The organism is Mesorhizobium sp. M7A.F.Ca.US.010.02.1.1 (genome assembly GCF_004023085.1).
In the GTDB taxonomy this organism is placed as follows: domain Bacteria; phylum Pseudomonadota; class Alphaproteobacteria; order Rhizobiales; family Rhizobiaceae; genus Mesorhizobium.
Genome location: NZ_RZRV01000024.1, coordinates 23784 through 38099 on the forward strand (window position 1 = coordinate 23784; position 14316 = coordinate 38099).

A 14316-nucleotide genomic window follows, 5' to 3' on the forward strand; every position below is an offset into this window, starting at 1 on the left:
CCGAAGGGCCGGATAAGGGGGGCTGGCTCCAACATCCGGAACACCATCACGGCATCAACTGATACTCATAAAGCTTCTGGTAAAGCCCGCCCTGCTTGAGCAAGGTCTTGTGCGGGCCGCTTTCCACCACCTTGCCGGCTTCGAGCACCACGATCGTGTCTGCCTGGTGCACGGTTGACAGACGGTGCGCGATAACGACCGTCGTGCGGCCTTCCGTCAATTGCTGCAGCGCGTCTCGGAACAGCGCTTCAGATTCGGCGTCGAGCGCGCTGGTCGCTTCGTCCAGAAGCAGGATCTCGGCATTGCGCAGCATGGCGCGTGCTATCGAGATCCGTTGGCGTTGGCCGCCCGATAGCAGGCCGCCATTCTCGCCGACATCCGTCTCGTAGCCTTTCGCCTGCGCGCTGATGAAGTCATGGGCGTTGGCCGCCTTGGCGGCGGCGATCACCTCTTGGTCGGTCGCACCCTCGCGCCCAAGCCGGATGTTGTGCATGATGGTGCCGGCAAACAGGAACGTATCCTGGCTGACATAGGCGATCTTTTCCCGCAGCGACGCCAGCGTCGCATGGGAAATGTCCTGGCCGTCGAACAGCACCTTGCCGCTCTTCGGGTCGTACATGCGCATGATCAGGTTTAGAATCGTCGACTTGCCGCCGCCGGAAGGCCCGACCAGCGCCGTCATCTTGCCGGGCGCAAGCGTCAGATCGAATCTGTCCAGCACCGGCGGCCCGTTCTGATAAGCGAAGTCGACGGCGTCGAACCGGATCTCGCCCGGTCCGGCCAGAAGCGGCTTCGCGTCGGGCTTCTCCACCAGAGTCAGCGGCTGGTCGGCGAGCTCGAACATCATGCGCACGCCGACAATACCGCTTTCCAGCGATATGCGCACGCGCGCAAGGCGCTTTGCCGGCTCATAGGCAAACAGCAGCGCCCCGATGAAGGCCATGATGTTTCCCGGCATCTGGCCGCCCTGCAAGACCAGGAAGCCGCTGACGAAGATGGCCCCGGCAATTGCCAGCCCGGCCAGCGTCTCCATCACCGGGCTTGTCGCAGCCTCCAGCGTCGCGATGTTGTTGGCCCGGTTCTCGACGTCCGACACAGCCTTGTACATGCGGTTGCGCATTGCGCCTTCGAGGTTGAAGGATTTGACGACGCGGACGCCGATTGCCGTTTCCTGCATCACCTGCACGATCTGGCCGACCGAGCGAAACTCCATCGCGGCGAACTTGCGAACACGTTTGAGGATGCGGTTGACCCCGTAGATAGCCAAGGGGCCGACGACGAAGCAGATTATAGACAAGGCTGGCTGCTGCCAGACCATGACTCCTACCAGCACAACCAGCGACAACAGGTCGCGCACATAGGACGTGACAACGAGGTCGAGCACGTTGCGCGCCGCCTGCGCATTGTTGGTCATGCGTGTGATCAGGTCGGACGAGGAGGTCGAATGGTAGAATTCGATGCCTTGCGCCAGGATTCGATCGTAGATCTTGCGCTGGCGATCGGCGATGATGGCGTTGCCGACCCGGCTCATGAAATAAGCCTGGATGAAGTTGGCGAGACCCTTGAGAATGAAGATCGTGGCGACCCCCGCCGCAATCAGGTTGACGCGGTCAATCCGCTTGAAGACCACGAATTCGTCGGTGATCTCTTTGAGAATCCAGGCGCTGGCGCCGGTCGTGGCGGCCACCACAAGCATCGACAAGATCGCGGCGCCGTAGCCAAACCTGTGCTGATAAAAGGATTCCCGGATCAACCTCGCAACGAGGCGCTGGTTTTCCGTCGAGCGGAAGAAACGAAACAAACGGCGGATCCTTGAAACCGGGACAACGAAGGCGGCTTATAGAGGGAGTTGCGGCCGGATGGAACCATCCGCGGCCGCCGCGGACAAACCGCTGTTGCAAGCGGCATCGACGGGATGCGATTTTCAGCCTCGGCTATATCAGATGATTCTTTTGACGGGATGACGACAGATGGATTTCGACCTTATCGTTCGCGGCGGCACGCTGCCTGATGGCAGGGTTGCCGACATAGGCATCAGCGGCGAGACGATCGCGGCGATCGAGCCCATTATGCAGGGTTCCGCGCGAACCGAGGTCGACGCCCGCGGCAATCTGGTCTCGCCGCCCTTCGTCGATCCGCATTTCCACATGGACGCGACGCTCTCATACGGCATTCCACGCATCAACGCGTCGGGTACGCTGCTCGAAGGCATTTCGCTATGGGGCGAGTTGAAGCCGCTTTTGACGCATGAGGCGGTGCGTGATCGCGCATTGGCCTATTGCGACTGGGCGGTGTCGATGGGCCTGCTCGCCATCCGCACCCATGTCGATGTCTGCGATGACAGGCTGCTGGCGGTCGAGGCGCTGCTCGAGGTCAAGAAGACGGTCGCTCCCTATATCGACCTGCAACTGGTCGCTTTCCCGCAGGACGGGTTTTATCGCGCTCCATCTGCGCGTGAAAACACCATTCGCGCGCTCGACATGGGCGTCGACATTGTCGGCGGCATCCCGCATTTCGAGCGCACCATGGCCGACGGCACGCGCTCGGTAACGGAGCTGTGCGAGATCGCGGCCAGGCGCGGCCTGATGGTCGACCTGCATTGCGACGAGACCGACGACCCGCTGTCGCGTCACATCGAACAGCTTGCCTATGAGACGCAGCGCCTTGGTCTGCAAAACAGGGTGGCCGGCTCGCATCTCACATCGATGCATTCGATGGACAATTACTACGTCTCGAAGCTGCTGCCGCTGATCGCCGAGGCCGGCGTCTCGGTCATTCCCAATCCGCTGATCAACATCATGCTGCAGGGCCGCCACGACACCTTCCCGAAGCGCCGCGGCCTGACTCGGGTCAAGGAGATGCTGGCGCTCGGCATTCGCGTCGGCTGGGGCCAGGATTGCGTGCTCGATCCCTGGTATTCGCTTGGCACCGCCGACATGCTCGATGTCGCCTTCATGGGTCTGCACGTTGCTCAGATGTCGAGCCCGGCCGAGATGGCGCGCTGCTTCGACATGGTCACCAACGTCAATGCCGCGATCATGGGCCTCGATCATCTCGGCCTGGCGGTCGGCAAGCGCGCCAGCCTTGTCGTCCTCGATGCCGGCAATCCGGTCGAAGCCCTGCGCTTGCGCGCCGAGCGCCTGTGCGTCATCGCCAGGGGCAAGGTGGTGGCGGAGCGGACGAAGCAGGAAACCAGGCTGTCCATCGACGGAAGGCCGGGAATGGTGAACCGGCGGCACATATCCAGCTAGATACAGCCGATTCCTGGCGCTGGTCTTACCCATTGCCCGAATTCTCCTCGTCAAAGCCGCCGCTTCCGTCTACGACGCGGCTTACTAGGGAGGAATCGGGATCGGCATGACGCAGCCCGTGGCGCAGAATTCGACGATCAGGAATGTGCTTCTGGCCGGCATTCTGCTGATGCTGGCCGGCGACTTCCTGTTTGCGCTGAACGACGCCATGGGCAAGTGGCTGGTCGCCAGCTTCTCCGTCGGTCAGGTGGTGCTGATCCGCTCCATCGGCGCCTTTTTCGTGCTTGGCCCGATGATTGCCCATCAAGGCACGGCCAAGCTGTTTCGCATGGAGCGCTTGGAGCTGCAGCTGCTGCGCGTTGTCATGACCACGCTCGACACCGCGCTCTTTTATGCCGCCGTGGTCTATCTGCCGCTTGCCGATGTCATGAGTTTCTACATGGCCGGGCCGATCTACGTTGCGGCGCTCTCGCACCTCTTGCTTGGCGAAAAGGTCGGTTGGCGCCGCTGGATGGCGATCCTGCTCGGCTTCTGCGGCGTTTTGATCATGCTGAAACCGTCCTCGGCGGCGTTCTCGCTGTCGTCGGGCTTTGCGCTGGTGGGCAGCATCTCCTTCGCCTTCGCCATCATCCTCAACCGCCGGCTGCGCGGCACCAGCGACACCAATCTGGTGACATGGCAGACTATCGGCACGCTGCTGGTCGGGGGTGTGCTGACCATCGGCGCCTGGCAGACGCCGTCGGCGCTCGATCTCGGCGCCATGCTGCTGCTCGGCATCGTCTCCTGCGGCGCGCATCTGATGATCACCAGGGCGCTCAAGCTGGCGCCGGCTTCGACATTGGCGCCGCTGCACTACACGCTGCTGCTGTGGGCGGTGGTGTTCGGACTGGCATTCTTCGGCGACGTGCCAGGCCCGCGCATACTGATCGGCTCGGGCATCGTCGTTCTGGCCGGCCTGTTCATCTTCCACCGCCAGAAAGTGGTCGAGACTGCGGTGCCGCCCGAAAACGTGCCGAAGGGCGTGAATTAGTAGGCTCAGCCCTGACGTATCGCCGCCAGGTGCCGTGAAAACTCCGTCGTCTCCATCAGCGCCTTGCAGCGCGCGAACCGACCGTCGGCATAGGCGCGAAAATCATCGACCGGATTGTTGTTGGCGAGCTGGATCAGCCCCCACAGCGTCCACAACAGGTCGCACATCGCCTTGTAGATGACGATGCGGCCGCGCTCCGCCGGCTTGGCCTCGCCGCCGAAATAGGCGCGCATCATCTCCTCATCCTGCCCCGTGTCGAATTTGCCTTCCACGCTGAGGTCGCCAAGGTCCCAGAGTGGGTCATTCATGCCCGAATACTCCCAGTCGACGATCCACATCCGCTCGCCGGTATCGAGAAAGTTCTCGCACAGCGGATCGCAGTGGCAGGCAACGAGCGGCAGCGGATAGGCGGCCAGCGCCGAGCGCACGCTCTCGGCGTCGCGCACCACGTCATGATAACCGGCGGGCAGGGCGACCTCCTTGGTGGACAGCACCTTGAGGTAATCGTCGATCATCGCGAACAATTCGAAGCGGAAGGGAAACACCGCGCCTGAATCGTGCAGCTTGCGAAAGGCCTCGCCGGCGCGGGCCGGACTGCCCGGACGTGTCCGGAATTTCTCCGGCGACATCGTTTCGGCGCCGGCGATGTAGCGTGTCACCATCACCCCGGTGCCGGGGTCGACATGCAGCACCTCGGGACTGACCCCTGCCTTTGCCGCTTCGCGTGCAGCCACTGCTTCGTTGGCCCGGTTGATGTATTCCTCGGTGCCCTTGCCGGGAATGCGCAGGCAGAAGTCGCCGGCCTTGAAGACGAGGTTGGTGAGGCCGCCCAGCCGTTCCAGCGGCCCGCTGTAGCCGGCCAGCATGGGAATGGCGTCCAGTGCCGCACGCGCCTCGTCAGTCACCATGCCTGCGCCCCCACGCCGTTATTTGTCGCAGCGACGGTTCCACAATTTTCGCGCTTTGGCTATCATCACTGCGAGATCAAAAATTGGCGGACTGGATAAAAGTGGCGGACAGCAAACATCATGGCGCGCTCGGCGCGGCCTACGCGGCAAAGCGGCCCGAAGAGGTGGCCGCACTCTATGATCGCTGGTCGGAAACCTATGACGCCGACATGTCGGCCGCCGGCTATCGCCATCCGACGATCTGCCTTGCCTTGCTGGCCCGCCATCTGCCGCGCGGTTCAGCACCGCTGCTCGATGCCGGGGCCGGCACCGGGCTCATCGGCGAATGGCTTGATATTGCTGGTTACCCGCAAGTCGAGGCACTCGATATTTCACAAGGCATGCTGGATCAGGCGGCCCGCAAGGGCGTCTATTCCGCGCTCCATTGCCTGGCGCTCGGCGGTCATCTGCCCTTTGCCGATGATGCCTATGCCGGGATCATCTCGGCCGGCGTCTTCACCTCGGGCCATGTCGGCGTCGAGGGGCTGGACGAGCTAATCCGCATCTGCCGCCCGGGCGGCGTGATCGTGCTGACGGTCAAGAACACGCTGTGGGATGCCGGCTTTGCCACGCGTGTCGGCGAGATCGAGGCGCAAGGCCTCGTCACCCGCGTCGAGGAAACGCGCCCTTACGTCTCCATGCCGGGCGAAGCCGACACCGTGCCCAGCCGCGGTCTCGCACTGCGCGTGACCTGACCTACGCTTTGACCCTGGCGCCTGCCGGGTCGTACATCGGCTCGAGATGGATCTTGGCCGGTGTCCTCTCCATCGCAACCACCAGTTCATAGTCGCCCGAGACCAGAAAATCGTCGCTCACCCCGTCGGCGTTGCGCACATAGCCGTAGCCGATGGTCTTGCCCAGCGTGTAGCCATAACCACCGCTGCTGAGATAACCGACCGGATCGCCATTGCGCAGTATGGTTTCGCGACCGAGCAGCACGATCTCGGGGTCGTCGACCGTGAAGCCGGCAAAGCGTTTCTTCAGTGCCGCGCCGCTGGTCTTCTCCAGCGCGCGCCGTCCAACGAAATCGGTGTTCTTGCGCAGCTTGACCGCCCAACCGAGCCCGGCTTCCTGCGGCGTGTCGTTGGGGGTGATGTCGGAGCCCCAGGCGCGATAGCCTTTTTCCAGCCTTAGCGATTCCAGCGCCCGATAGCCGACCGGGCGGATGTCATGCTTCTCGCCTGCCGCCAGCAGCGCGTCGAAGACTTCGCCGGTGGCCGCGATCGGCACATGCAGTTCCCAGCCGAGTTCGCCGACATAGGTGACGCGCAGCGCCCGAACCGTGTGGCCGGCGATGGCAATCTCATGCACATGGCCGAACGGGAAGCCGGCATTCGACACGTCGGTTCCGGTCGCCGCCGAGAGCACGTCGCGCGCCCGAGGACCCATCAGCGACAGCGTGCCGAAATCCTCGGTGACGTCGACAAGCCTGGCGTCGAGCCCTTCGCCGATATGATCGCTGATCCATGAGAAATCATGCGTGCGGAAACCTGTGCCGGTGACGATGTAGAATTTCTCCTCGGCCAGCCTCGCCACAGTGAGATCAGCCTCGATACCGCCGCGCGTGTTGAGAAGCTGCGTGTAGGTCAGCCGGCCGACCGGTTTGCTGACGTCGTTGGCGCAGATCCAGTCCAGCGCCTTCAGCGCATCGGGCCCGCTCAACTCGTATTTGGCGAAGGAGGATTGATCGAATATGCCAACCTTTTCGCGCACATGACGGTGTTCGTCGCCGACCGCCGCGAACCAGTTCTGCTGGCCCATCGAATAGATGTCCTGCGGCTCGACGCCTTCGGGCGCGAACCAGTTCGGCCGCTCCCAGCCGAGCTTCGAGCCGAACACAGCATTATGCTGTTTCAGCCTGTCGTAGAGCGGCGAGAGGATACGGGGCCTCCCGCTGGCATACTCCTCATGCGGGAAGCCGATCGTATAGTGCTTGCCATAGGCCTCCAGCGTGCGGTCGCGGACCCACTGACGGTCGCGGTGCAGGTTGGAAAAGCGCCTGATGTCGACCACCCAAAGGTCGAGCGGCGCTTCGCCGTCGACCACCCACTGCGCCAGCACCCAGCCGGCGCCGCCGCCCGAGGCGATGCCGAAGGCGTTGAAGCCGGCGCCGACGAACATGTTGGCACATTCGGGCGCTGTGCCGAGAATGAAATTGCCGTCCGGCGTAAAACTCTCCGGCCCGTTGATCATCTGCTTGACGCCGACGGTTTCCAGCGCCGGCACGCGCGCGATCGCTTGGCTCATGTGCTGCTCGAAATGGTCGTAGTCGTCGTCGAACAGCCTGAACTCCCAATCATTGGGTACGTCGCCGCCGGGGAGACCAGTCGCCCAGGCCTGCGGGTTCGGCTCATAGCCGCCCATCACCAGCCCGCCGACTTCCTCCTTGAAATAGGTGCGTCGGTCAGGGTCGCGGATGGTCGGCGCGTCGGTCGCCAGACCGTCGATCTTCTCGGTGATGATGTACTGGTGCTTCACCGGCTGAAGCGGCACGTTGATGCCGGCCATGGCCCCCACTTGCCGCGCCCATTGGCCCGCACAGTTGACCACCTTGTCGCAGGCGATGTCGCCCTTGCTGGTCTTCACCGCCGTGATGCGGCCGTCCTTCATTTCGAAGCCGGTGACACGGACATCCTCGAACAGTTTGGCGCCATGCATGCGCGCGCCCTTGGCCAGCGACTGCGTGATGTCGGAGGGGCTCGCCTGGCCATCGGTCGGCAGCCAGGAGGCGCCGACGAGATCGCCGGTCTCCAGCAGCGGCCACATTCTTTTCACCTCGTCCGGCGACAGCAATTGCATGTCCATGCCGAAGCTTTTTGCTGTTGTCGCCAGCCTTTTGTACTCCGTCCAGCGGTCGGCATTGGTGGCGAGCCTGAGGCAGCCGGTCATCTTCCAGCCGGTGGCGAGACCGGTCTCGGCCTCCAGTCCCTTGTAGAGGTCGACGGAGTATTTCAGCACGCGGGTGATAGACGCCGACGAGCGCAATTGCCCGACAAGGCCGGCCGCATGCCAGGTCGAACCCGAGGTCAGCTTGCCCTGCTCCAGCAGCACCACGTCAGCCTTATGGTCGCGCGCCAGATGATAGGCCGTCGAACAGCCGATGATGCCGCCGCCGATGACGACGATGGCGGCCTGGCTCGGCAATGTCATGATTTCTGTATCCCGTATTTTGTCCGGTAGTTTTCAAGTGCCGCGTCGAGCCGGACGAGGTTTTCCTCGGTGTAGGCGACGTAGTCGATGCCTGGCGCGTCGAGATAGAGCTCGGAGACCATGCTCCACATCGCCTCGCGCAGCAGCGAGGCGCATTGCATGGCCGCGTGCGAACGGCGGATCGCATCGTCCGGCTCCTTCATGAAGTAGGCTGTCAGGAAGGCGAAGGATTCCTCGTCGCTCATGCCGGCGTTGGAGGCGGCGCCTGCGAGGTCGAACATCGCCGTGTTGAAACCGGCATATTCGAAGTCGATCAGCCACAGCCTGTTGCCGTCATCGAGAATGTTGGCCGGCAGCAGATCATTGTGGCCAAAGACGATCGGCAGCAGCTTCTGCGCGCGCTCCAGTTCGTCGGCCAGTGTCAAAAGGCGCGGCAAGTCGCTGCGCTTGCGGCTCCCGCCCTCTTCAAGCGTGCGCGCATAGTCGCGGATGACATGGAACACCCAGAACATGAAGCCGGCGCCGGAAACGTGATTGGGCATCTCCCGGTGGAAGGCGCGCATCAGAGCCGCGACGCGGCCGAGATTGGCGCGCACGTCTTCCGCCAGATAGGTTTTCGCACCGAGAAATTCCGTTACCAGTATGCCCGGTTCGGCATGGTGGACGGCTGGCGCGAAACCGGCGGCATGCGCCGCCCGCGCGGTCATAACCTCGCGCTCGCGAAAGACATGGTGGAACGGATAGTCCTTGCCGAAGCGCACGACATGTCGTCCGGCCGCGTCCGTGACCACATAATTCGCGTTGCTCAGGCCGCCGGGCAGCGGTGCGATCTCGATGCCACCGGTCCAGCAGGGCAGGGCGCGGATGCGATCTTCGGCGGTCACGGAATCATCCCTGGTTTGCTGGGCTTCGACAAGGCGCCGTGAACAGCGCAACGACGGCGGGGAGAAACGTAAATACTCTCGTCGGTGCGGGACGCCAGGATCGGTATCCCGCACCGCACCGACGAGCCCCTTGGCCAGGTTTTTGAGCCCGGCATCCGCCCCCGCGGATCTGAAAATTCCTTGTACAGGCACGTTCCAAACGGCCTGACCACTGAGTTGCGTCTCTGCCCCCAGTCGCAGATCTGAAGCCTGTTGATGTCTTTGATTTCACGCCCGGGTTGCCCGCTTGTCAATAAAAAGGTGTGACTTTTTTTGGGTATTTTGCCCGAAAGCATAAGGTAGTTCCTTTAAAAGCACTTGAATTACCTTAGAATCGGTCAGGAGCATCAGTTCGGGAAACCAGATGGCCCAGTCCAAACGACACGGCGAGATCCTGCGTCTCCTGCAGGAAGAGGGCACCGTCACCATCGCCAGTCTGGCCGACCGGCTGGGCGTGTCGCTCGAGACAGTGCGCCGCGACGTCAAGCCACTGACTGGTGATGGCTCTGTCCTCAAGATGCATGGCGCCATCGGCCTGCCGTCGATGATCGGCGAAGCGCCGTTCGAGCGGCGTATGCGTGAGAACGCCGACGCCAAGCGCGTCATTGCCCGCATGGTCGCCGCCACCATACGCGACGGCGAATCGATCATGCTCGACACCGGCACGACGACCTCGTTCCTTGCGCGTGAACTGCTTGGCCACCGGCGCCTGACGGTCGTCACCAATTCCTCGGATATTGCCCGCACGCTGGCCACCATCAACGGCAACAAGGTCTATATGGCGGGCGGCGAGCTGCGCAGCGATTCCGGCGCTGCTTTCGGCGCCTCGGCAATCGATTTTGTCAGTCGTTTTTCGGTCAGCCACGCCATCATTTCCACCGGCGGCGTCGACGCGGTGATGGGCGTCATGGATTTTGATCTGGATGAAGCCGAGTTCGCCCGCATGGTGCTGTCGCGCGGCCAGCGGTCCCTGGTCATCACCGATCACTCGAAATTCGGCCGTCTTGGTCTGGTCCAGGTCTGCGGCTTCGACAGCTTTTCCGAACTCGCCACCGATCGCTCGCCGCCGCACGACCTGGCCGCCGCCCTTGCGCAGGCCGGCGCGCGGCTTAGCATCGCCGACGAGGAAGCCGGGTTTTAGCTAAACACCAGCGACTGGTGGGCGCAGACGCCCGCAAAGGTGCCAGCCGATACCGCAAAGGCGATGTTGTGCATCGAACGTGCCGCGTCGCCGGCGGCGTAGACGCCGGGCACGGTCGTCTGCTGCCTGTCATCGACGGTGATTATCGGACCGAGAAGGCCTTCGGTGAAGCCGCAGCCGAGCTGTTCGGCCAGCGGGCTGGCCATGGTGTTGCGCGGCGCGGTGAACATCGCCCTGACGCCGGCCTTTCGGCTATCGTCGAGGTGGACGATCAACCCGCCGGAGCCGTCTTCCCGCAGCTCGGCAACGCTGGTGGGCTCAAACCGCACCTTTCGGCTCTCCAGCGCGCGCATCTGCTCTGTGTCAGGCTCGAACAGGCCGTTGCCGAACAGCGTGACATCGCCCCAATCGGCGATCAATTGCGCCTGATGCAGGGACATCGGGCCGGTTGCGAGCACGCCGAGCGGCCCGCCGGAAACCTCGTAGCCGTGGCAATAGGGGCAGTGCAGCACTTTTCTGCCCCAGAGCTCGGCAAGACCGGCAACCTCCGGCAGGATATCGCGCACCCCGGTGGCCAGCACCAGCCGTGTGGCGCCGAATGTCTCGCCGCCGTCGGTGGCGATTTCGAAATCGCTGCTGTCAGCAGCAACGGCCTTGTCCGCACGCCTGTCGACAACCCTGGCTGTCGGATAGGCCAGCAGCTGCCGCCTTGCGTCATCCAGGATTGCGCCGGGCGCGCGCCCGTCATGTCCGAGGAAGCCGTGCGAATGCTCGGCAAAGCGGTTGCGCGGCTGGCCGGCGTCGATCACCAGCACCTTGCGTCCAGCGCGCGCCACCTGGATGGCGGCGGACAGGCCGGCAAAGCTGCCGCCGACGACGGCAAGATCATACTGCATGGCTGGAGACTCCAATGAGGTCAAAACGGCGGCGGAAATCGGCGGTCAGGTCGGCCAGCGTGATGCGGCTCAGTTTCTCCGCCAGCAGCTTTTCGGCGGCGATGCGAAAATCGTCGAGCACGGCGATCACCGCCTGCTCGACGAGGCAGCCGGGGCTTTCCGGCTCGGTGCTGAACGGCAGCAGCGTCTCGCCAAGCGCTGCGCTGATCTCGGCCAGGGAGATTTTCTCGGGCGCCCGTCCGAGCAGCCAGCCGCCACCGTGCCCGCGTGACGAGGTGACGATGCCGGCATCGCGCAAGCCTGCGATGGTGCGGCGGACCACGACCGGATTGGTGTGGATGAAGGTGGCAAGCTGCTCGGAGGTCAGCGCCTGTTCGGGCTTCTCGGCCATGTGGACGAGAATGTGCAAGGTCGAGGACAGTCGGCTGTTGCGCTTCATGTAACTTAGTTAGTTACGATTGGCGAAGCCGTCAAGTGTTCGCCGGTTGCCACTTCCCAGCATCGCGTCCGCCGTGTTTAGTCCGGCCATGGCTTTCACCATCCGCCAGTTGCAGTTCTTCATCGCCGTCGCCGAGCAAGGCACGGTCTCGGGCGCCGCGCAGAACCTGTCAATCTCGCAATCGTCGGTCACCGAAGCGATCAAGGAGCTCGAAAGCGATCTCGGCGTCGAACTGTTCGAACGCCATCCGCGTGGCCTCAACATCACCCACAAGGGCCACCAGTTCCTGCGCCACGCGACGAAGATTCTCGCGGACGTTTCCGACGCGCGCCGCTCTTTCTCGGGCGAGCAGACGGTGGCGGCCGGCCGGCTGCAGCTCGGCGTCACCTCACTGGTCGCCGGCTATGTGCTGTCGGATCTGCTCGCCCGCTACCGCCGCGCCTATCCCGGTGTCGAGGTCTCTGCCATCGAGGACAATGGCGATTATCTCGAACACCTCCTGATCGGCGGCAAGCTCGACATTGCCGTCATGGTCACCTCCAATTTGCGCGACCGCACCGCGTTGCAGTCGGAAATCCTCGAAGTCTCGGCCTATCGGCTGTGGCTGCCGCTCGGTCATCCGCTCGTCGGCGCCGACATCATCGGCATTGGCGACATTGCCTCCGAAACGCTGATCATGCTGACCGTCGACGAGATCGAGGAGAATACCGGCAAGCTGCTGACGGCGATCGGCGCCAAGCCGCATGTCGCCTTCCGCACCCGTTCCGTGGAGGCCGTGCGCAGTCTGGTCGCCACCGGCGCCGGTGTGGCGCTGCTGCCCGACCTCGTCTACCGGCCCTGGTCGCTGGAAGGCGACCGCATCGAATCGCGCGACATTTCCGGCTCCTTGCCGGTGGTCCAGGTCGGCATGGTCTGGCGGCGCGGCTCCGGTCTGCCGCAGGCGGCGCGCGATTTCATCGGCCTTGCCCAGTCGCAACGGACGGTCCGCCAGCGTCCCTGAGAGATCGACTGCCCACCTATCGGAAAAACCGATATCGCCCTTCTGATAAATGAATTTGCGAAACCGGAGTTTTCAAAGCACTTTCGGTCCAGGGACCAAAGCCGCCATCAGAGCGGCATCAAGCCCAACGGACGAACTGACAGTTTTCAGTCCGCGCGTGACCCCTAGCGAAGACCGAAACCGGCTTTCAGGGTCAGGCGCCTAAATGGGAGATCGACAATGAATTCATTCCTGAAGTCATGCACTGCTCTGACGGTCGCGCTGACCTTTTCCGGTCAGGCCGTCGCCCAGGTCAAGGAACTTGGCAAGGGCGAAGGCCAGGTCAACATCGTTGCCTGGCCGGGCTATATCGAGCGCGGCGAAACCGACAAGGGCTATGACTGGGTGACCTCCTTCGAGAAGGAGACCGGCTGCAAGGTCAACGTCAAGACCGCCAACACCTCCGACGAGATGGTCTCGCTGATGAATGAGGGCGGCTTCGACCTCGTCACCGCTTCAGGCGATGCCTCGCTGCGCCTCGTTGCCGGCAAGCGCGTGCAGCCGATCAACACCGATCTCATCCCGAGCTGGAAGACGGTCGACGAGCGCCTCAAGGACGCGCCGTGGTTCACCGTCGGCGGCGCCCATTACGGCGTTCCTTACCAGTGGGGCCCGAACGTCCTCATGTACAACACCGACGTGTTCAAGGAGGCTCCCAAGAGCTGGAACATCGTCTTCGAGGAAATGAAGCTGCCTGACGGCAAGTCCAACAAGGGCCGCGTCCAAGCCTATGACGGGCCGATCCACATCGCGGATGCCGCCAACTATCTGATGTTCCACAAGCCGGAACTCGGCATCAAGGACCCCTACGAACTGAACGAGGATCAGTACAAGGCTGCGCTGGAATTGCTGCGCGTCCAGCGCACGCTGGTCGGCCGCTATTGGCACGACGCCGCCATTCAGGTCGACGATTTCCAGAACGAAGGCGTCGTCGCTTCCGGCTCGTGGCCGTATCAGGTCAACACGCTGGTCGCCGCAAAGAAGCCGGTCGCGTCCACCATCCCGGAGGAGGGCGCCACCGGTTGGGCCGACACCACGATGATGGAAGCCGATTCGGCCAACCCAAACTGCGCCTATATGTGGATGGAACATTCGCTGTCGCCCAAGGTGCAGGGCGATGTCTCGGCCTGGTTCGGTTCGCTGCCCGTCGTGCCCGCCGCCTGCAAGGGCAACGAGCTTTTGACCGACGAAGGCTGCAAGACCAACGGCTACGAGAATTTCGACAAGATCAAGTTCTGGAAGACGCCGGTGTCGAAATGCACCACCCAGAACGACCAGTGCGTGCCCTACTACCGCTGGGTGTCGGACTATATCGGCGTCATCGGCGGGCGGTGATTTTTCTTACCCTCCCTCTCGTGGGGAGGGTCGACGCATAGCGTCGGGGTGGGGTCGGCTCGGCGTTTTTCGAGGCACCCCCACCCGCGGCTTCGCCGCGACCTCTCCATAAGGGGGGAGGTAGGACGTCGCGCGACATCAGCACACCAAACCGGCAACGGACTG

General features: G+C 63.2%; 12 protein-coding genes. 6 read left to right on the forward strand and 6 right to left on the reverse strand.

The annotated features are described in order from the left end of the window. Positions 1–46 precede the first annotated feature (46 nt). Positions 47–1801, reverse strand: coding sequence for an ABC transporter ATP-binding protein (locus EOA19_RS22475; RefSeq protein ID WP_023811663.1), 1755 nt, complete (start codon positions 1799–1801; stop codon positions 47–49). 169 nt (positions 1802–1970) lie between these two features. Here EOA19_RS22475 and EOA19_RS22480 point away from each other — a divergent pair, with 169 nt between their 5' ends. Then, positions 1971–3251 carry an amidohydrolase family protein gene (locus tag EOA19_RS22480; protein WP_023811664.1) on the forward strand — a complete coding sequence of 427 codons (1281 nt, stop codon included), beginning with the start codon at positions 1971–1973 and terminating at the stop codon, positions 3249–3251. Positions 3252–3357: 106 nt separating this feature from the next. Next, positions 3358–4281, forward strand: coding sequence for a DMT family transporter (locus tag EOA19_RS22485; RefSeq protein WP_023811665.1), 924 nt, complete (start codon positions 3358–3360; stop codon positions 4279–4281). Positions 4282–4286: 5 nt separating this feature from the next. Here the strand turns inward: EOA19_RS22485 and EOA19_RS22490 are convergent, their stop codons facing one another. Further along, complete coding sequence (locus EOA19_RS22490) at positions 4287–5189, reverse strand: phosphotransferase family protein (protein WP_023811666.1); 903 nt, start codon at positions 5187–5189, stop codon at positions 4287–4289. Between the two features lie 101 nt (positions 5190–5290). Here EOA19_RS22490 and EOA19_RS22495 point away from each other — a divergent pair, with 101 nt between their 5' ends. Next, on the forward strand, positions 5291–5923 hold the full coding sequence (locus EOA19_RS22495; RefSeq protein WP_164893001.1) for a class I SAM-dependent methyltransferase: 633 nt from the start codon (positions 5291–5293) through the stop codon (positions 5921–5923). A gap of 1 nt (position 5924) precedes the next feature. On the opposite strand, the gene EOA19_RS22500 is transcribed toward EOA19_RS22495, so the two are convergent. Further along, positions 5925–8378 carry an FAD-dependent oxidoreductase gene (locus tag EOA19_RS22500; protein WP_128304830.1) on the reverse strand — a complete coding sequence of 818 codons (2454 nt, stop codon included), beginning with the start codon at positions 8376–8378 and terminating at the stop codon, positions 5925–5927. Next, positions 8375–9262 carry a phosphotransferase family protein gene (locus tag EOA19_RS22505; RefSeq protein ID WP_128304831.1) on the reverse strand — a complete coding sequence of 296 codons (888 nt, stop codon included), beginning with the start codon at positions 9260–9262 and terminating at the stop codon, positions 8375–8377. Before EOA19_RS22505 ends, EOA19_RS22500 begins: the two co-directional genes overlap by 4 nt. Before the next feature lie 403 nt (positions 9263–9665). Here EOA19_RS22505 and EOA19_RS22510 point away from each other — a divergent pair, with 403 nt between their 5' ends. Then, a complete protein-coding gene (locus EOA19_RS22510) occupies positions 9666–10442 on the forward strand; it encodes a DeoR/GlpR family DNA-binding transcription regulator (RefSeq protein ID WP_127290028.1) in 777 nt (258 codons plus the stop codon). Here the strand turns inward: EOA19_RS22510 and EOA19_RS22515 are convergent. Both EOA19_RS22515 and EOA19_RS22520 read right to left on the reverse strand, forming a co-directional pair. After that, on the reverse strand, positions 10439–11338 hold the full coding sequence (locus tag EOA19_RS22515) for an NAD(P)/FAD-dependent oxidoreductase (protein WP_128304832.1): 900 nt from the start codon (positions 11336–11338) through the stop codon (positions 10439–10441). The genes EOA19_RS22510 and EOA19_RS22515 overlap by 4 nt on opposite strands. Continuing rightward, positions 11328–11777, reverse strand: coding sequence for an Rrf2 family transcriptional regulator (locus EOA19_RS22520; protein ID WP_128304833.1), 450 nt, complete (start codon positions 11775–11777; stop codon positions 11328–11330). The genes EOA19_RS22515 and EOA19_RS22520 overlap by 11 nt, the downstream gene beginning before the upstream one ends. Positions 11778–11865: 88 nt before the next feature. On the opposite strand from EOA19_RS22520, the gene EOA19_RS22525 reads away from it, so the two are divergent. Both EOA19_RS22525 and EOA19_RS22530 read left to right on the forward strand, forming a co-directional pair. Further along, positions 11866–12777, forward strand: coding sequence for a LysR substrate-binding domain-containing protein (locus tag EOA19_RS22525; protein WP_023811673.1), 912 nt, complete (start codon positions 11866–11868; stop codon positions 12775–12777). Positions 12778–12996: 219 nt separating this feature from the next. After that, positions 12997–14151, forward strand: a complete 1155-nt coding sequence (locus tag EOA19_RS22530) for an ABC transporter substrate-binding protein (protein ID WP_023811674.1) — start codon at positions 12997–12999, stop codon at positions 14149–14151. Positions 14152–14316 lie beyond the last annotated feature (165 nt).